Raw genomic sequence first — 18615 nt, 5'->3', positions numbered from 1 at the left:
ATTATGAAGCGAATAAAACGAGGGTTTTTTCTAGCAGGGATTTCGCTAAGTCTACTGGCACCTTCAGCCACGCTTGCCCACGACCGCATTACCGGCAAGGAATTTGCCACCCGCTCCGAAGTCATCGCCAGCGAGGCCATGGCCGCCACCTCTCAGCCTTTAGCCACCCAGGTTGCGCTGAATATCTTGCGCCAGGGCGGCAATGCCATTGACGCGGCCATAGCCGCCAATGCCATGCTGGGTTTGGTTGAGCCTACCGGCTGTGGTATCGGCGGTGATCTCTTTGCCATTGTTTATTCCGCCGAGGACGGCAAGCTGCATGGCTTGAATGCCTCGGGTCGCTCACCGCTTGGTTTGAGCTTTGAAGAGCTTAAGAAAATCACCAAGGACCAGGGGAAGATCCCCGCCTATGGACCACTGCCTGTGTCCGTGCCCGGTGCCGTTGATGGTTGGTTTGAGTTACACGAAAAGTTTGGCTCATTGCCCATGGCGCAAATTTTAAAACCCAGCATCGAGTATGCCGAAAAGGGCTTTCCCGTCAGCGAGGTGATCGCCTATTACATGCAGCGCAGTGTCGGTGCTCGGGGCGAATACCCGGGTTTTAAAGAGGTCTTTATGATGGCCGACGGCGCGATGCCGCAAAAGGGGGAGATATTTAAAAACCCGGCGCTGGCCAACACTTACAAGCAACTGGCAGAAGATGGTCGCGATGCCTTTTACAAGGGCGATATCGCCAAGGAAATCGACCGTTATATGCAGGAAAATGGCGGCTATATCCGCTATCAAGACCTGGCGGCCCACACCAGCGAATGGGTTGAGCCGGTGGCCACCACCTATCGCGGACACACCCTGTGGGAGTTACCGCCCAATGGCCAGGGTATCGCCGCCCAGCAGATCCTGAATATCCTCGAAGACTATGATCTTGTCGCCATGGGCTTTGACAGCCCCGAGTATATTCACACCTTTGTCGAGGCCAAAAAGCTCGCCTTTGCCGATAGGGCCAAGTACTACGCCGATCCCGCCTTTAACGATATTCCGGTGCAGCGTTTGATTTCCAAGGAATATGCCGCCGAGCGTCGCAAACTCATCGACCCCAATAAGGCGGCCAAGCGCGACCATGCCGGCCCGGTTGAAGGGGATACCATCTACCTGACCACGGCGGATAAGTACGGCAACATGGTGTCGCTGATCCAAAGCAATTACCGTGGCATGGGCTCGGGTATGACACCGGAAAAGCTTGGCTTTGTGCTGCAAAACCGTGGTGAGTTGTTCTCCCTTAAAGAGGGGCACTTCAATCAGTATGAGCCCGGTAAGCGGCCCTTTCACACCATTATCCCGGCGTTTGTCACCAAAAACGGCAAACCTTATATGAGTTATGGGGTGATGGGCGGCGCGACGCAGCCGCAAATGCATGCGCAGATCCTGATCAACATGATTGATTTTGGCATGAACCTGCAAGAGGCGGGGGATGCGCCGCGTATTCTGCACTCTGGCTCAACCCAGCCCACCGATGAGATCATGACCGATGGTGGTGTGGTGTCCTTGGAGTCCGGTTTTAGCATGGAAACGCGCCGTGAATTAATGAAAAAAGGCCATACCCTGCAAGAAGCCGTGGGCCCCTATGGTGGCTATCAGGCGATTCTCAAAGACCCGCAAAGCGGCGTTTATTATGGCGCTTCCGAATCCAGAAAGGATGGCCAAGCCGCCGGATATTAGAGAAGCCAGCTAGGTTTTTAGGGCGGCTACGGCCGCCTTTTATACATAAATTGACGATTATTTAACACAAATGATAGCGCTGTCATTTTATATTTTATATGATGCTAACACGCAACAATCAGAATCTAAGGTCTAGGACCAGGAGTAAGCATGTTCAAAGCGAGCCTTATTGCGGCGTTAATGATGTCCTTGGCTGCACAGGCCCATGCCCAGGAAAAGCTAAGCCAGGAGCAAATAAACGCGTTTGCCACAAACACCGAGTTCATGTTTGCGGTAAACAGCAACTTCCATAATGAGGATAAGAGCTTTCTTGGCAGCATTAGGCTCACTAACCGCTCTGGAGTCAGCCTGCCTGCCGGCGAGCAGCCCTGGCATATTTACCTGCACAGTGTGCGCAAGATAAAAGAGGGAGTCAGTCAGGGCCTGCGTATTGAGCATGTGAATGGCGATTTGCATCGCCTGAGTCCGACGGCCAGCTTCAACGGCCTGGCGGCCGGTGAACAATTAGAAATTCCTTTTGAGGCGGCGGTCTGGGTAGTTGCCTACAGCGACTTTATGCCACGGGCCTTTATGGTGGGTCACAATACCGAGCCAGCCATTTTTGCCAATACCAACAGCGAAGACTTTGGCGATTTTGTTGCTCCTTTTACCCAGGAGCAGCAGCTGCGTCGCTATAATCAGCCTCAAGATCTCACCCCCTTAATGACCGCCGAGCTGCGCTATGAGCTTAATAGCAGCCCCTTGAGCGTGAAAGACGAGCAGGTGCAAACGCGCATAGTTCCTAAGCCCCAGGAACTTGAGGTTAATCGCGGCAAAACCACCCTTTCCGATGCCTGGCAAATTCGTTATGCCGGGCAACTGCAGGCGGAAGTGGCCTTGTTTCAGAGTGATTTAGAGAAGAAGTACCAACTAACCCTTGCGGCGCAGGCCGATCATATAGACGCACCCAACAACAAGGTGATCAGCATAGGTGTTGATAGCAAAATCGGTAACAAAGAAGGCTATCGGCTGGAGATAGATGGCGAGCATATTCGCATTATCGGAGCCGACAATGCCGGCGCCTTTTATGGCATGCAAAGCCTGTTGGCCTTATTGCCGGCAACGGGCAGTCCAACCCTGGCCAATGTGGAGATAAGCGATGCGCCACGCTATCCATGGCGAGGCATGCATTATGACAATGGTCGTAACTTCCATGGTAAAGAGGCCATGTTTAAGCTGGTCGAGCAAATGGCGCGATACAAGATGAATCGCTTGCACTGGCATTTCTCGGAAGATGAGGGCTGGCGTCTGCAGATCCCCGGGCTGGAAGAGCTGACCGAGGTCGGCGCCTACCGCTGTTTTGATCTGGCTGAAGACCGCTGCTTGTTGACGCAGCTGGGTACCGGGCCCTTTAAATCCGGCTCGGGTAACGGCTATTTGAGTCGCGCCGACTTTATAGAGTTATTGCGCTTTGCCAAGGCTCGCCATATCGACATCATTCCGGAAATTGAGGGCCCAGGCCATGCGCGGGCTTCCATTAAGGCCATGGAGGCGCGTTACCGTAAACTGAAAGCGCAGGCAGAAGCCGTGGCCAGTAACTCGCTGCTCACCCCAAAAAACAGGGACGAGGAGTTTTCAGGCGCTGATTTATCTAAGGCAACCCAATACCTGCTGACCGATCCCAAGGACAGCTCCAGCTATATTACGGTGCAGAATTACACGGATAACTCGATGAATGTGTGCATGGACTCCACCTATGCCTTTATCGACAAGGTCACCTATGAATTACAGCAGATGTACCGCGAGGCTGGCACCAAGCTGAACTATTTGCATATCGGTGGCGATGAGGTCGGCGCGGGCTCCTGGGTGGGCTCTCCCGCCTGTCAGGCGCTTTTTGCCGAGCCTAATAATGGCGTGGCTGGGGTTGCTGATTTAAAGCCCTACTTTACCAAGCGCGTGGCCGACTTATTGCACAAACGCGGCATTGCCCCCGGGATCTGGGAAGACGGCATTATGTACGACAAGGTGAACTCTTTTAATCGCGATGAATACGCGAACAAAACCTTCTTTACCAATGCCTGGGATAATATTTGGGAGTGGGGCGTGGCCGACAGGGCCTATCGCCTGGCCAATGACGGCTATCAGGTGGTGCTCTCCCATGGTACGCATTTGTATTTTGATCATCCCTATGAGCCGCATCCCGAGGAGCGCGGCTATTACTGGGCGACTCGCTATACCGATACCAAAAAGGTCTTTGCCTATATGCCGGATAACGTTTACGCCAATGCCGACTTTACCCGCACCGGCGCCGCTATAGACAACCTTGAAGCCTTGGTGGGAAGGCCCATGCCTGCTTTGCAAAAGCCGGAGAATATTCTCGGCATGCAGGGTCAGGTGTGGTCAGAAACCATACGCACCGAGGCGCAGCTGCTGGCCATGGTGTTCCCTCGTATGCTGGCCGTGGCCGAGCGAGCCTGGAGCAAGGCCCCTTGGGAAGGAGAGCAAGTGGATGCGGGCGCACGTGAGCAAGATTGGCAGGAGTTTGCTGCTACCTTGGCGCACAAAGAGTTGGCCAAGCTGGACCGCGACGGCATAGCGCTGCATTTGCCGGTGCCCGGTGCTAAGTTGAGTGAGGGTCGCGTGGTGGCCAACAGTGCTTTTGCCGGCTTGGCGATAGAATACAGTCTGGATAAGGGCGTTAGCTGGCAGCTTTATCAGCAGCCGCTTACGCTGACTGAGGGTGGTGAGGTCTTGTTTCGTACTCGAGTACAAGATCAGGTGAGTCGCACCACGTCGGTGTTCGTACAGTAAAGACAAGGGAGCATGTCAGCGCTGCCAAAAGAATCAATTAATTGGTATTCTGAACTGCTCATTTTTACGACTAAAAAATAATAATAAATGGCGCTTTTAATGGCCGTTTGCTCAAGCAATGCAAGCGCCTTAAAGGTAAACAATTCGACAACGAGAAAGTGTTATGGAAGCAACAGTGTCTACAACCAAAAAACAAAGCAACTTTGTGCCTATGGCTATTGTTGCCACCCTGTTCTTTATCCTCGGGTTTGCGACCTGGCTCAATGGTTCATTGATGCCTTATCTAAAGCAAATCCTGGATTTAACGCCTTTGCAGGCCTCACTTATTTTATTCTCCTTCTATATCGCCGTGACCTTTACCGCGGTGCCTTCGGCGATCATCATCAAGAAGATTGGCTATAAGAATGGCATGGCATTGGGTATGGCGGTGATGATGCTGGCCGGCTTTTTATATGTGCCGGCGGCCAAAACCCAGGTGTTTGCCCTGTTTTTGTTTGCGCAACTGGTGATGGGCATAGGGCAAACCTTGCTGCAAACCGCGGTTAACCCTTATGTGGTGCGTATCGGCCCGGAAGAGTCGGCGGCAGCACGGGTCAGTGTTATGGGTATCTTAAATAAAAGTGCTGGTGTGCTTGCACCCATGGTCTTTACGGCATTGATTTTAAGTAACTTTACCGGCTTAGTGGGTAAAGATCTAGGCCAGGAAGAAATTGACCAAATGGCCAACAGCCTGATCTTCCCTTACATCGGTATGGCACTGTTTATCGGTGTGTTGGCGCTGGCCGTTAAATTCTCCCCCCTGCCTGAGCTAATCGATGACGACACCCAAGCCCATGAAAAGGGCATGGTGAAAGCCGCCTTGGCGCGTCCTAATCTGGCCTTAGGTGTACTTGCTTTGTTCGTGTATGTGGCCGTTGAGGTCATTGCCGGCGACACCATAGGCACCTTTGCCCTGGCGTTGGGCGTTGAAAAATACAGTGTGATGACCTCCTATACCATGGTCTGTATGGTGCTGGGTTATGCTCTGGGTATCCTCTTGATCCCACGAGTGCTGTCACAACAAATGGCGCTGACTATCTCGGCGATCTTGGGCTGTGTGCTTACCTTGGCCATTGTCCTTGGCGATGCGCAATCGACTATGATTGCCAACGCTCTGTTGGTGCCTTTTGGCGGTGTGGCACTGCCTGATCCTCTATTGCTGATCGCCGTGCTTGGTTTTGCCAATGCCATTGTGTGGCCAGCGGTGTGGCCATTGGCGCTCTCTGGATTGGGTAAGCTGACCAGTGTGGGGTCAGGGCTTTTAATTATGGGTATAGCCGGTGGTGCATTCGGCCCGTTATTCTGGGGCTTGGCAAGCGGTAGCGATGGCGGTGCTCAGGGACAGCAGAGCGCTTATTTAGTCATGTTACCTTGTTATCTGTTCATTCTTTTCTATGCTATCAAAGGCCATAAGATGACTTCCTGGAAGTGATCGGAATCTAGATTAGTGGCAACCATCCCGTGTTAATGCCAGCGTATGCTGGCATTTTTTATGGCTAAGAGTCTAATAGCAGGGTGCGCAGTTGGCACAAGGACTTAACCTCATAGGTCGGGGTTAAATGCGCGGGCGCTAATTTTTCCAAGCGATTGAGCCAACAGGTGTCGATACCGGCATTGATACCACCCTGAATATCCGACTCCAGGGTATCGCCGACCATAAGGATCTCGTTTTTCGGCGGATTACCCATCAACTCAAAGGCGTGCTCAAACACCGCCATATGCGGCTTGGCATAGCCCACCTGCTCGGAGATCACCAACCACTCAAAGGTGCCCTTTAAACCCGTTTGCTCCAGGCGGGCGCTTTGCAGCTCGGTAAAGCCATTGGTAATGATCCCCAGTCGAGCCTTGCCCTGCAGGGCGTTTAACAGCTCGATAGCGCCTGGCAGTGGCTGGCATATTTGCGCCATGGCCTCCATAAACCACAAGTTTAATTGCTGGGGCGAGATATCCAAGCGCTCGGCCCAGGACATAAAGCGTCTCTCCTGCAATTGTTTGGCACTGATCTCGTTATTCTGATATTGCACCCACAGCGGCTTATTGATCTGCTCAAAGGTGCGGTAGTCCTGCTCGCTAAAGGCAACATTGAGTTTGGCGAACATGGCCTGTAAGCCGGCAAAGGCATCGAAATGAAACAGGGTTTCATCGGCATCAAATAATATCCAGGGATAACGCATGACTTAACTCGAAAATAGTTCGGGGTGATTAAAGGGCGCCATGGCCAGGGTAAGCGCCTGTTGATAGGTGCTTTGGCGGGTGGCATGGCCGCGGGTAAGCAGGCCAATGGCGCCGCCCTGCTGCTTGATATTGGTGGTATTAAAGGCTGCATCCATCACATCGCCAAGTTCCTGGCCCTGTTGTAACTTTTCGAACAGCGATTCAGGTAAAGGGAGGTTGCAGCTACGGCCAACGCTCAATTGATGATTATCGGCGATCACCACATAGGCGAAGGTGGCGGCACCATAGTCGAAGCGGGCCGCGCCTCCTTCCATGGCCATATAGAAATCTCCCTGATAATGCTCCTGGCAATAACGCACGCGGTTTTCGGCACCTTGTAGGGTATCTGGTTCACCAAGGGGCTGATCGGCCACCCCGGAAGGGGCGTCGACACCTAGGCAGTCGATATGGTAATCGGGAAAGTAGGTGGCAAGCGTGGCTTTTGCGGCATTTACTTTAACCGGGTTTTTGGAGCCGACGATCAACTTAAGTTGTTTTGCTGCGGAACTTATGGCCATTTCCTTGTCCTTTTAGGTGCTTTTGGCCATTGTATCATGGCCGCAGGGACGGGCACACAGGCCCAAGGGGAAGTCTGAGGTTAAGGTCGAAGGACTCTTTAATGGGCACCAAGGAGCAGCAGGTTCTGGCCATTCTCCAGGCAATGTTTGTAGTCGCTTTGCTGCCAGTCTAAGGTTGAAAATACTTTTGCCTCAAGCTGGCGCCAATGATTGATATCACGATGCCGTTTATGCACATGAGCGATATTCTCGGCGACCTTCAAAATAGCGTAGTACAGCTTTTCTTCTTCGCTATGCGGCTCATCCAGAAAGTGTAGATCATGATGGTGCAATACTATGCTGCACAGGGAGCTGGGCAAATGCCAGGAATTCGCCATATAAAAGCCCAGCATGGCGTGGTTACAGGGATAACGTTGGTCTTCCAGTGCGGTAAGCGAGGCCTGACAGTTATCATCGGCGGCGCTAAGAACCTGCACATAGTCTGGAAAATTCATGGCCATAACCGGAATGCCGATATCATGAAACAGGCCCAGGGTTTGTATATTGTCGAGAGCGATACCGTGCTTTTGTCCTTGAGCCAGATACAAGCACAGCCGCGATATCTCGGTGGCACTATCCCAAAACCTGTCTAAGGAGATACAGCAACTAGGCTGAGGAAAAACCTGCTTAACCAAATAGCCGGAGGTGAGGTGACTAATGGTATTGAGTCCCAGTAATTTAACCGCCTGTTTTACATCCGTGATTTCCAGCTCGGACATGAGTTCGGGCAAGTTTATAAGGCGTAACACCAAGGCTGCCAGGGCGACATCGGCGGTGATCAATTCACTGACCTTATTCAGGCTGGGATCGCTCCGGTTTAGCTCTGCCTGCAATTCATTCAGCGCCGCAGGCCTTACGGGTAGCTTATAGCCCGTCTCTAATTGTGAAAAAACATCGTCATTTATGCCCAGCATAGAACCCCCGCACCACCATGTTAAGTTTAGTCGATTTCCCCTTTGTCGCTAGCGGAACTGGCGCCAGCGCTTCGTGAGTCAGCTTTCGATAAGGCAAGACAAGGCTTGGTAACAAGGTCATAATGGCGTAGGTATTTACTCTAAGAATTAATAACTATGCGAACTTTTTTAAAACTTTGTTTCTTAATTATGGCCTTGTCGACGACAGCGGCCTGCGCCGACGATAAGCCCTATATCGGCGTGATTGATAGCGCCAGCTTATTGAGTGAATATACAACCTTTGCCACCGCCTACGATGATTTTGCTCCAAGCGATGACGAGCTGGCGCAGATGCACAAGCTAACGGGTAAGTCTCTGTTGGTGCTATTCGGCACCTGGTGCCACGACAGCGAGCGTGAAGTACCGCGTTTATTAAAGCTACTGGCACTGAGCAAGGTTGAACTCGCCCAACTTGAGCTGGTGGCCGTGGATTACAGTAAAAAAGATGACAGGGGCTTGGCCGAGCAATTTGCGCTTAAATACACCCCCACCTTTATCGTCCTCGATGGCGACACAGAACTAGTGCGAGTGGTGGAAAAACCTGAGGGCTCACTGGCCGAAGCGCTCACTGATTTTAATTAGTTTATCGAAGTGGTTTTAAGCTATAAGGCTTAGTTGGAACAAAAGCTAACTAAGCTTTTTGTATGCCAAAGACACAAAAGTTCGATTATTTCAGGGAATGATTTACAAGGGAAGTAGGAAAAATGGTGGCCCCACCTGGACTCGAACCAGGGACCTAACGATTATGAGTCGTGCGCTCTAACCAACTGAGCTATAGGGCCATTTTATGTTGTTGGTGCAGTCGGAGTATACACGTCCATGATGATCTGCACTCAGCTCGGTCATCCACGACCTCGCGTTCTTCTCTTTCGAAGTGATGTTTAGTCACTTCTCAAAGCCTTTGGCTTACGTTTATCACCTAAGCTATAGGGCCATTTTGTATTCTTGATGCTTACCTTGTTTTTACAGGATAGGAGATATCCTCAAGTAAGCGCCGAGCAGTATAAAAACTTTTCCAGGCCTTGTCACTAGCTGGAAGGGGATTATTTAAGTTTGTAGAAATCAACTGCTTACTTATTGGCCTATCAGCCACTCACCATTGTTTTCAAAGGCTCAATACAAAAAAAGCCGACATCATGTCGGCTTTGGCTTTGCTTAACAATTTAATTTACAGACCTAGTTTCTTCTCTAGATAGTGGATGTTGGTGCCACCATTTTGGAAGTTCTCGTCCGCTAAAATAATCTTGTGCAGTTCGGTGTTGGTCTTGATGCCGTCGATCACCAGCTCATTGAGCGCGTTGCGCGCACGAGCAATGGCTATATCACGGTTTTCACCGTAACAGATCAGCTTACCAATCATCGAATCGTAATGCGGCGGTACCGTGTAATCCGCATAAATGTGGCTGTCCCAACGAATTCCTAGACCACCGGCAGGGTGGAAGCGGGTGATTTTACCCGGTGAAGGAATAAAGGTTTTCGGGTCTTCCGCATTGATACGGCACTCGATGGCGTGACCACGGATCACAACATCGTCCTGAGTGATAGACAGTGGCTGACCGGCAGCAATTTTTAGCTGCTCTTTGATCAAGTCAATACCGGTTACCATCTCAGTTACAGGGTGCTCTACCTGAATACGGGTGTTCATTTCGATGAAATAGAACTCGCCGTTTTCATATAGGAATTCGAATGTACCGGCACCACGGTAGCCGATTTCGATACAGGCACGGGTACAGCGGTCGCCGATGTACTTACGCATTTCCGCGGTAATACCCGGTGCTGGCGCTTCTTCCACAACCTTTTGGTGACGACGCTGCATTGAACAGTCACGCTCACCTAGGTGGATAGCATTGCCTTGACCATCGGCCAGTACCTGAACTTCGATATGACGTGGGTTTTCAAGGAATTTTTCCATGTAAACCATGCCATTACCAAAGAACTGCTTGGCTTCTTGCTGAGTCAGGGCGATCGAGTTTACAAGCTCTTTCTCGCTGCGAACCACACGCATACCACGACCACCACCGCCACCTGCGGCCTTGATGATCACCGGATAACCGATGCGCTTAGCGATTTGCATATTGCGCTCGTTATCTTCCGTTAGCGGGCCGTCTGAACCCGGTACGCAAGGTACGCCGGCTTTACGCATGGCTTCGATAGCCGATACCTTATCACCCATAAGGCGAATGGTGTCGCCCTTTGGACCGATAAAGATAAAGCCACTTTGCTCGACTTGGTCGGCAAAATCCGCGTTTTCAGAAAGGAAACCGTAGCCAGGGTGAATGGCTACCGCGTCGGTTACTTCGGCGGCGGCGATAATACGAGGAATGTCCAGGTAGCTTTCGCTGGCGGCCGGCTTACCGATACAAATAGTCTCATCTGCAAGGAGCACGTGTTTTAAGTCGCGGTCCGCGGTTGAGTGAACCGCTACCGTTTTAATACCTAGCTCTTTACAGGCGCGCAATACTCGAAGTGCAATTTCACCTCGGTTTGCGATAACAACTTTATCTAACATAGTTGATGCCTTGTTTGGGGGACGCGATTATTCGATGATGAAAAGTGGTTGATCGAACTCAACTGGCTCGCCATTTTCAACCAGGATAGCTTTAACCGTACCGGCTTTGTCCGCTTCGATCTGGTTCATCATCTTCATCGCTTCAACGATACACAGGGTGTCGCCTACGTTTACTTTTGTGCCTACTTCTACGTATGCAGCCGCTTCAGGTGAAGAAGCAGAGTAGAAAGTACCTACCATAGGTGATTTAACCTGATGGCCAGCAGGTTGTGCTGGTGCTGCGGCTGGTGCTTCAGCGGCAGGAGCTGCTGCTGGAGCAGGAGCGGCCATAGGGGCTGCAGCTGTGTAATGTTGTGGCATAGCTACTGGAGCTGGGCTGTGACGGTTAATACGTACCGACTCTTCACCTTCGGTGATTTCTAGCTCAGCAATACCTGTTTCTTCAACAAGCTCGATTAATTTTTTAATTTTGCGAATGTCCATGAAAAACCCGCCTATTAGTTAGTTTTTTAATTCGAATCTTGCAACCGGCTAACCGCTGCTTGCAGCGCGAAGTGATAGCCCATTGCACCAAAACCACAGATAACACCTTGCGCCACATCGGAAAAATAAGAGTGGTGGCGAAAGGCTTCCCGTTGATGAATGTTGCTCAGGTGTACCTCAAAGAAAGGAATGGCAACGCTTAGTAAGGCGTCACGCAGGGCGACACTGGTGTGCGTAAATGCGGCAGGGTTAATAATAATGCTATCAACTTGCTGCCAGGCATCATGTATACGCTCAATCAGGGCCGCTTCGCTATTACTTTGAAAGTGCTCTAGTTCAACATTGAGTGCCGCGGCTGCATCATTTAGTTCATCGGTAATTTGTACCAATGTCTTGGAACCGTACTTATCCGGCTCACGACGACCCAGCATATTTAAATTTGGGCCGTTGATAACTAAAATCTTAAACTTTGCAGTCATAATGCGACTAAAATCCTTTAACTTGTGAGTTATAAGCGTTTATACAAATATCAGTAGTAAACTTAAGGGTAAAAGTTGCAAATAGCAAATTTTTCTCACTTTAGCGAACTATTATAGTGAGTTCGAGGAAAATAGCAGCAAAATACTGGTCTAATCACCTTGGAGGTTAAATTTGCAGAGTTGGCAAAAGAAAGGAGCAAAGTGCCCTAAATGACACTTTGCTTTATTTAGGCTTGGTTAGCTTCCAGCCTGATCGCGTACTTTTTGTAGATGCGCGGCAAAGTCGTCGGCACCCATAAAGCCGGTGACCCGTAATTCCGGAAGTTCTTTACCATCTTGGTTAAAGAACAAGATGCTGGGTAAGCCGAACACGGTAAATGCTTCCATCAGCTCAATGGAGCTGTCATTGGTGTCGGTTAAATCGATTTGCACTAGGGTAAAGTGCTTAAACTGCTGTTGCACCTGCTCCTTGGGGAAGGTGTAGTGCTCAAACTCCTTACAGGCCACACACCAATCGGCATAAAGGTCGACCATAACCAGGCCTTCTGTATTGGCCAGCAGCTCATTGAGCTCAGTTAGGTCGGCAACATGAACGAACTCGCCACTGGCGGCTTGTTGCTGTACTTGAACCTGCTTAACCACAGTCGGTGGCCACACATAGTTTTTAACCAGCATTAAACCACTAATAAACAAGGTCATGGCCATGGCCCAAAGAATCGTTTTGCCTCGGCCCTGAGTTTGGCCGCTTTGCCAGTAATGCAGATAAATAGCGGTGGCTATGCTTAGCACCCCGGCCATTAGTAAAATCACCTCGAATGGCAAAATACGCTCGAGTAGAATCAAGGGTACGAATAGCATCAAGAAGCCGAACAGGGTTTTTACCTGCTCCATCCAGCCACCGGCCTTAGGCAGAAGTTTGCCTCCCGAGGTACCAAGTAATAGCAGCGGCAGACCATGCCCAGGCTGAGGGCATAAAGGGTGAGGGCGCCAATCATATAGTCGCCACTTTGCGCCACATAAAGTAAGGCCGCGGAAAGCGGTGCGGTCGTACAAGGCGAGGCGATAAGACCCGACAGCACGCCCATCAGGAAAACCCCGGCATAATTACCGCCCTGTTGCTTGTTGCTGACCTTGGTTAAACGCTCCATCATGCCCTGTGGCAGGCGAATTTCGTAAAAACCGAACATAGACAGTGCCAGCAATACAAACAGCAGGCTAAAGCTGATCAGTACATAAGGGTGTTGCAGATAACCCTGAATATGGCCGCCAAAGTAGGCAACCACTAACCCCAGCAGCGCATAAGTAATGGCCATACCCTGTACATAGACGAAGGACAGGCTAAAGGCCTTGCGGGTCGAGAGGTGCTTTTGTCCGGCGATAAGACTGGACAGAATAGGGAACATGGGAAAGACGCAGGGGGTAAAGGCCAGGCCAATACCGACCACAAAAAAGAACACCAAGTTGGTAAACAGGCTTTGACTGGCCAAACGCTCGGTTAGTGATTGCTCACCTTTGTTGTTACTTTTGCTGCCGTTATCTTTTGCTTTAGTCTCGGGGGTGCCTTGCGCCATAAGGGCATCGGTTACAGCCCCGGTCGTTGCTGGAGCTGCACCGCCGACCAGGGAAAGTGGAATTTCTATGACCTCGGGCGGGTAGCAAAGCCCGGCTTCCGCACAGCCTTGATAGCGCATTTTTACCAAGGCACCGTCGGAAATATCGCTGACCTTTAAGCTAAAGCTTACGGCATTAAAATAGACTTCGGTGCGACCGAAAAACTCGTCTTCAATCATTTCACCGCCGGGCAACTGGGCGGGGGGCGTCACGGTCGCGCCTTTGCCGACAAACTCTAACTTATGCTTGTAGAGGTAGTAGCCGGGCTCTATATCCCAATTGATAAGCAGGGTTTCACCTTGTTGATCAAAGTCCAGCTTAAAGGCCTGGTCAACGGGTAAAAAGGTGGTTGCTTGGGTCTTGAGTAAACTATCAAGCACCGAGTTATTGGCCCAGGAGCCAGCACTAAAGGCAAGGGTAAATATGATCAGCCAGATACGCATGAGCAATTGCATTAATTAAGTACCTCGTCCATCCAATTGAAGTAGGCCAAATTTCCCGTTGTTACATCGATTACCTGAATCTCAGGTACCTCGTAGCTGTGTAATTTTTTAATGGTTTGAATCACTTGGTTCATCTTCTCGGATTTTGTTTTGATCAGCAGTTTGGTTTCGGTAGCGCTGGTCACCTCATCTTGCCACATGTAGATAGACTCTACTTCTGGAAGGATGTTCACACACGCCGCCAACTTTAACTGCACCAGTTGTTCTGCCATGGCCCGCGCCTCTTGTTTGTTAGCGCAGGTAGTAAATATCAGCCGATAATGGGTAGTCATAATGAACCTTTTTATACGTTCTTTTTCTAACCCCATACTAGCCGATAGCAAGGTTAAAACCTATAGAAGCTCGGCAGAAGACTTGAAAAGTGACCTTGTCAGCCGCACATTTATTTCATTGAATTAAACGAGACTCAGTATGTTTAGAGCATTATTCCTACTTTTTATCATTATCCCCATCATAGAAATTGCCCTGCTAATCCAGGTAAGTGACGTTATTGGTGGCTTTGCGACCATAGCCCTGATAGTGGTGACCGCCATCCTAGGTGCAAAATTAGTGAAGCAACAAGGCATGGGTGCTATGCGTGATGCTCAGCTACAAATGGCACAGGGACAAATGCCGGCAGAGCAAATGTTTACCGGTATCTGCGTGATTATCGCCGGAGTTTTATTATTAACACCGGGTATTGTGACCGATGTGTTCGGTTTTTTATTGTTAACTCCGGCGGTGCGTAAACGCATGTCGGCTGCCTTTGCCTCACAAGCCCAGGTGCATATGACTCAAGGTGGTGGCTTCAGCGCACATTATCATAGTGCGCGTACAAGCCATCACAGCTCAGAGCAGCATTCAGTACACTCAGAGCGCGGCCAATCAAACACCACAATTGAAGGTGAATTTGAACGTAAAGAGTAAAATTTTTAACTTTTACTCTTGGGTTTTAATTTGCTCACCCCCATAAAAGTACACAATCAAATTTTAAGATTTTCTGTAGTTGTTCAGAAACTGTTAGGAGAACTAAACAAATGAACATTCGTCCTTTACATGATCGCGTGATCGTTAAGCGTCTAGAAGAAGAAACCAAGTCTGCTGGCGGCATCGTGCTTACCGGTTCTGCGGCAGAGAAATCTTCACGTGGTGAAGTAATTGCAGTGGGCAATGGCCGTATATTGGATAACGGCGAAGTACGCGCGTTAGAAGTAAAAGCGGGTGACACAGTGCTATTCGGCTCTTATGTTGAAAAAACAGAGAAGATCGAAGGCCAGGAATACCTGATCATGCGTGAAGACAACATTCTAGGTATCGTAGGCTAAATTAGCCTCCCTAGTGTTGTATTAATACCCGGATTAAACAGAATTTAGAGGAAAGAATAATGGCAGCAAAAGAAGTTCGTTTTGCAAATGACGCTCGCGCAAAAATGCTTAAGGGCGTAAACGTATTAGCAGATGCGGTAAAAGTTACTTTAGGTCCTAAAGGCCGTAACGTTGTTTTAGACAAGTCATTCGGCGCACCAGTTATCACTAAAGACGGTGTATCGGTAGCAAAAGAAATCGAATTAGAAGACAAGTTCGAGAACATGGGCGCACAAATGGTGAAAGAAGTTGCTTCTAAAGCCAATGACGCCGCCGGTGACGGTACCACTACTGCAACCGTTCTTGCGCAAGCCATCGTCAACGAAGGCCTTAAAGCCGTTGCTGCGGGCATGAACCCAATGGATCTTAAGCGCGGTATCGATAAAGCGGTAATCGCAGCCGTTGAAGAACTTAAAGCTCTTTCAGTACCTTGTGCAGACACTAAAGCAATCGCTCAGGTAGGTACTATTTCTGCAAACTCTGATTCAGAAATCGGTGACATCATTGCTGAAGCAATGGAAAAAGTAGGCCGCGAATCAGGCGTTATCACGGTTGAAGAAGGCCAGTCACTACAAAACGAACTAGACGTTGTAGAAGGCATGCAGTTCGACCGTGGTTACCTGTCTCCTTACTTCATCAACAACCCAGAGAAAGGCCAGGTTGAGCTAGATAACCCGCATATTCTTCTTGTTGATAAGAAAATCTCTAACATCCGTGAGCTACTTCCAACTCTTGAAGCGGTTGCTAAGACTAGCAAGCCTCTTCTTATCGTTGCCGAAGACCTTGAAGGTGAAGCACTGGCAACACTAGTAGTGAACAACATGCGTGGCATCGTTAAAGTTGCTGCGGTTAAAGCACCTGGTTTCGGCGACCGTCGTAAAGCCATGCTGCAAGACATCGCTATCCTGACTAACGGTACTGTGATTTCTGAAGAAATCGGTCTTGAGCTTGAAAAAGCGACCCTGGAAGACCTAGGTACTGCTAAGCGCGTTGTGATCACTAAAGACGACACAACCATCATCGATGGTGCTGGCGAGCAAGTTGCTATCGACGGCCGCGTAGGTCAGATCAAGGCGCAAATCGAAGAAGCAACGTCAGACTACGACAAAGAGAAGCTACAAGAGCGCATGGCTAAACTTGCCGGCGGTGTTGCGGTTATCAAGGTTGGCGCAGCAACCGAAGTTGAAATGAAAGAGAAGAAAGACCGCGTTGAAGATGCACTACACGCAACTCGCGCTGCGGTTGAAGAAGGTGTAGTACCGGGTGGTGGTGTTGCGCTAGTACGTGTTGCTTCAAAGATTGCTTCACTGACAGCGGACAACGATGACCAGAACCACGGTATCAATGTTGCACTTCGTGCCATGGAAGCACCACTTCGTCAAATCGTTTCTAACGCTGGTGACGAAGCGTCGGTAGTTGTTAACGCAGTTAAAGCAGGCGACGGTAACTATGGTTACAACGCTGCAAACGGCGAGTACAACGACATGATCGAAATGGGTATCCTAGACCCAACTAAGGTAACGCGTTCTGCACTACAGTTCGCCGCGTCAGTTGCCGGTCTAATGATCACCACAGAAGCCATGGTTGCTGAAATTCCTAAAGATGAAACTGCTCCAGATATGGGCGGCATGGGCGGAATGGGTGGCATGGGCGGCATGATGTAATCATCCCCCCGAACATCCAGTTTCATAAAAACCCAGCTTTGGCTGGGTTTTTTCATTTTCAGCCCCTCAACCACTTACATCAATAGGAGGTTGTTATCCATTTAGGTTGGCCTATTAACTGCTGGCCTTAGTCGGTATTTGCAGTGTTTCAGACGTCATATCCCCCCTTCATCACACCCGAAAAGAAAAAATTGAAGAGTAATTAGCAAACGTGGACGTTTGCAAAGCTATGTCCGGGACAGGGAAGTGCCGTACATAGTGGTTGCGTACATTTCAATTTTCACTTTGAGGAAAGAGTGTGATGTCGGGGCGACGTTTTCTTGGTTAATTCTTTTTCGTCGCTCAAAAAGAATGAACGAGGGGCTCATGGATGAGACCAGATAACAGCCTAGGAAGGCGAGGTAAGGCGTAACCCTAGGGTTATGCTGACAATGCCCCCTTCCTCAGAAGGTAGATCTTTACTATTAGGGTAAAGACAGGGTACAAACCATAATGGATGATTACGTTTGGTAACGAACTTGTTGATTGATTTGTGATCTAAATCCATGTGAACGGGTCTATATTAAATACCAATTCACTTAAATAGCTAATCATTCTAGCGGGCTAAATATCGTGCAAACTGCGTTGAAATTTTTCTATGTAGAATAACTACATAAGAAAAATTCCGCATTGTTATCACATCATTTATCCAGCGCTATATCTGATCACATACTTAACAGAATAGGTATAGCAGACTTAAACGGAGAGCATTATGAAAGTACGTACAGTATTAGTGGCCTTAATGGCCATGGCTGCATCGGCGGTGACCTATGCCGGTGAGGCCAAAATTAAGTGGCAGGATTTAAATGACTACGCGGATGCCCGTCCCGGCAACGATGTGAAAAAGCCTTTTCACGAGCGCTTGATGAAAAATTTTGACAAGCACTTTAATTTTGAGGCGCAAAACTTACCCGAGGGTAGCGTGTTTAATGTCGAAATAACCGATTTGGATTTGGCTGGTGAAGTGCGCCACGGCATGAACGAGTTTCGGGTGATGAAGCCTATTTATTTTCCGCGCATAGAATTTAGCTACCAACTGCTTGATAAAGACGGCAAGGTTTTAAGTAGCGGCGATGTAGACATTAAAGATATGGCCTATATGGATCATATACGCTCGATACGTGGCGATGACGAGTTTTACTATGATTTCCGCCTGCTCAGCTCCTGGTTTACGGATACCCTGTACCCTGAGCTAGGCATAGAGCCGAAAAAGGTTTATCGCTAGTTAGGTTGTAGGTCGGGGTTCACCCCGACAAAAGGCATAGTACGCTTACCTTGTCGGCAATAGGCTCCTGCATGCTCTACTACCGCCATCCCTGGCGGCAAAGGCCGAACTATTTAAAGGTCGATAGCAGAGCAAGCAGGTTTTGCAGCTTAAGCACGGCTTTTTTCAACAGGGCTTCGTCCAGCTCTTGTGCCTCGCTTAGCGCTTCAATATCGGCAGCTACATCAAGAACATACGGCTTGAACCGTTTGGCGGAGAAGGAGAAGCCCGCGTCTTCATTAAACAAAGCCTGGAATTTACCATGGCCGTCTTTTTGCAATTGATCTAATTTTTGATCCGCGTCGAGCGCCTGTCGGTAGGCGAGTTTAAGGTTTTCGTTTAGCTTTTCAATAATCGAGTTCATATTCCGGATCTGTTTCTCTTTGCGGTTTACTTTACGTTTAATCTAAACGCATTAGCTAAAGAGCTAACACATTTGGCTGATATGGTA

16 protein-coding genes, 1 tRNA gene and 1 pseudogene are annotated in these 18615 nt (G+C 49.4%); 8 read left to right on the top strand and 10 right to left on the bottom strand.

What is annotated here, in order from left to right; genetic code table 11:
- The first annotated feature begins 3 nt into the window (after positions 1 to 3).
- From ggt to nagP, 3 genes are all read left to right on the top strand, one after another.
- Positions 4 to 1716, top strand: a complete 1713-nt coding sequence (ggt, locus tag C2M24_RS04420) for a gamma-glutamyltransferase (protein ID WP_105213435.1) — start codon at positions 4 to 6, stop codon at positions 1714 to 1716.
- Between the two features lie 150 nt (positions 1717 to 1866).
- Positions 1867 to 4506 (top strand): family 20 glycosylhydrolase, encoded by a 2640-nt coding sequence (locus C2M24_RS04415; RefSeq protein ID WP_199775686.1) that lies wholly within the window; start codon positions 1867 to 1869, stop codon positions 4504 to 4506.
- A 163-nt stretch (positions 4507 to 4669) separates the two neighbouring features.
- Positions 4670 to 5977 (top strand): N-acetylglucosamine MFS transporter NagP, encoded by a 1308-nt coding sequence (nagP, locus tag C2M24_RS04410; protein ID WP_105213434.1) that lies wholly within the window; start codon positions 4670 to 4672, stop codon positions 5975 to 5977.
- A gap of 64 nt (positions 5978 to 6041) precedes the next feature.
- Here nagP and yjjG read toward each other — a convergent pair whose 3' ends face one another.
- The 3 genes from yjjG to C2M24_RS04395 form a co-directional block, all read right to left on the bottom strand.
- Positions 6042 to 6719, bottom strand: coding sequence for a pyrimidine 5'-nucleotidase (gene yjjG / locus C2M24_RS04405; RefSeq protein WP_105199379.1), 678 nt, complete (start codon positions 6717 to 6719; stop codon positions 6042 to 6044).
- A gap of 3 nt (positions 6720 to 6722) precedes the next feature.
- Positions 6723 to 7277: an inosine/xanthosine triphosphatase gene (yjjX, locus tag C2M24_RS04400; protein ID WP_105199380.1), complete on the bottom strand. Its 555-nt coding sequence runs from the start codon at positions 7275 to 7277 to the stop codon at positions 6723 to 6725.
- A 98-nt stretch (positions 7278 to 7375) separates the two neighbouring features.
- The gene (locus tag C2M24_RS04395; protein ID WP_105213433.1) at positions 7376 to 8230 is read right to left on the bottom strand and encodes an HDOD domain-containing protein; all 855 of its coding nucleotides are present in this window, start codon (positions 8228 to 8230) and stop codon (positions 7376 to 7378) included.
- A gap of 156 nt (positions 8231 to 8386) precedes the next feature.
- Here C2M24_RS04395 and C2M24_RS04390 point away from each other — a divergent pair, with 156 nt between their 5' ends.
- Positions 8387 to 8851 carry a thioredoxin gene (locus C2M24_RS04390; RefSeq protein ID WP_105213432.1) on the top strand — a complete coding sequence of 155 codons (465 nt, stop codon included), beginning with the start codon at positions 8387 to 8389 and terminating at the stop codon, positions 8849 to 8851.
- A gap of 123 nt (positions 8852 to 8974) precedes the next feature.
- Here the strand turns inward: C2M24_RS04390 and C2M24_RS04385 are convergent.
- The 6 genes and pseudogenes from C2M24_RS04385 to cutA form a co-directional block, all read right to left on the bottom strand.
- Positions 8975 to 9051, bottom strand: a tRNA-Ile gene (locus C2M24_RS04385).
- 386 nt (positions 9052 to 9437) lie between these two features.
- Entirely contained in the window at positions 9438 to 10778 is a 1341-nt protein-coding gene (accC, locus tag C2M24_RS04380; protein WP_105199383.1) for an acetyl-CoA carboxylase biotin carboxylase subunit, read from the bottom strand.
- A gap of 27 nt (positions 10779 to 10805) precedes the next feature.
- Positions 10806 to 11261 (bottom strand): acetyl-CoA carboxylase biotin carboxyl carrier protein, encoded by a 456-nt coding sequence (gene accB / locus C2M24_RS04375; RefSeq protein ID WP_105213431.1) that lies wholly within the window; start codon positions 11259 to 11261, stop codon positions 10806 to 10808.
- 26 nt (positions 11262 to 11287) lie between these two features.
- Positions 11288 to 11740: a type II 3-dehydroquinate dehydratase gene (gene aroQ, locus C2M24_RS04370; RefSeq protein ID WP_105213430.1), complete on the bottom strand. Its 453-nt coding sequence runs from the start codon at positions 11738 to 11740 to the stop codon at positions 11288 to 11290.
- Positions 11741 to 11977: 237 nt separating this feature from the next.
- Positions 11978 to 13794, bottom strand: a pseudogene (locus C2M24_RS04365) (protein-disulfide reductase DsbD).
- An 11-nt stretch (positions 13795 to 13805) separates the two neighbouring features.
- Complete coding sequence (cutA, locus tag C2M24_RS04360; protein WP_105199386.1) at positions 13806 to 14126, bottom strand: divalent-cation tolerance protein CutA; 321 nt, start codon at positions 14124 to 14126, stop codon at positions 13806 to 13808.
- 139 nt (positions 14127 to 14265) lie between these two features.
- Between cutA and C2M24_RS04355 the strand changes: the two genes are divergently transcribed.
- The 4 genes from C2M24_RS04355 (at position 14266) to C2M24_RS04340 (ending at position 18125) form a co-directional block, all read left to right on the top strand.
- Positions 14266 to 14760 (top strand): FxsA family protein, encoded by a 495-nt coding sequence (locus C2M24_RS04355; RefSeq protein ID WP_105213429.1) that lies wholly within the window; start codon positions 14266 to 14268, stop codon positions 14758 to 14760.
- Positions 14761 to 14870: 110 nt separating this feature from the next.
- Positions 14871 to 15158 carry a co-chaperone GroES gene (locus tag C2M24_RS04350; RefSeq protein WP_105213428.1) on the top strand — a complete coding sequence of 96 codons (288 nt, stop codon included), beginning with the start codon at positions 14871 to 14873 and terminating at the stop codon, positions 15156 to 15158.
- Positions 15159 to 15217: 59 nt separating this feature from the next.
- Entirely contained in the window at positions 15218 to 16861 is a 1644-nt protein-coding gene (gene groL / locus C2M24_RS04345; RefSeq protein ID WP_105213427.1) for a chaperonin GroEL, read from the top strand.
- Between the two features lie 751 nt (positions 16862 to 17612).
- Positions 17613 to 18125, top strand: a complete 513-nt coding sequence (locus tag C2M24_RS04340) for a DUF3016 domain-containing protein (protein WP_105199390.1) — start codon at positions 17613 to 17615, stop codon at positions 18123 to 18125.
- 109 nt (positions 18126 to 18234) lie between these two features.
- Here C2M24_RS04340 and C2M24_RS04335 read toward each other — a convergent pair whose 3' ends face one another.
- Positions 18235 to 18528: a prephenate dehydrogenase gene (locus C2M24_RS04335; RefSeq protein WP_105213426.1), complete on the bottom strand. Its 294-nt coding sequence runs from the start codon at positions 18526 to 18528 to the stop codon at positions 18235 to 18237.
- Between the last annotated feature and the right edge of the window lie 87 nt (positions 18529 to 18615).

It is taken from the genome of Pseudoalteromonas sp. T1lg22 (assembly GCF_002964645.1).
GTDB lineage: Bacteria > Pseudomonadota > Gammaproteobacteria > Enterobacterales > Alteromonadaceae > Pseudoalteromonas.
This window is presented reverse-complemented; position numbering and strand designations above follow the sequence as displayed.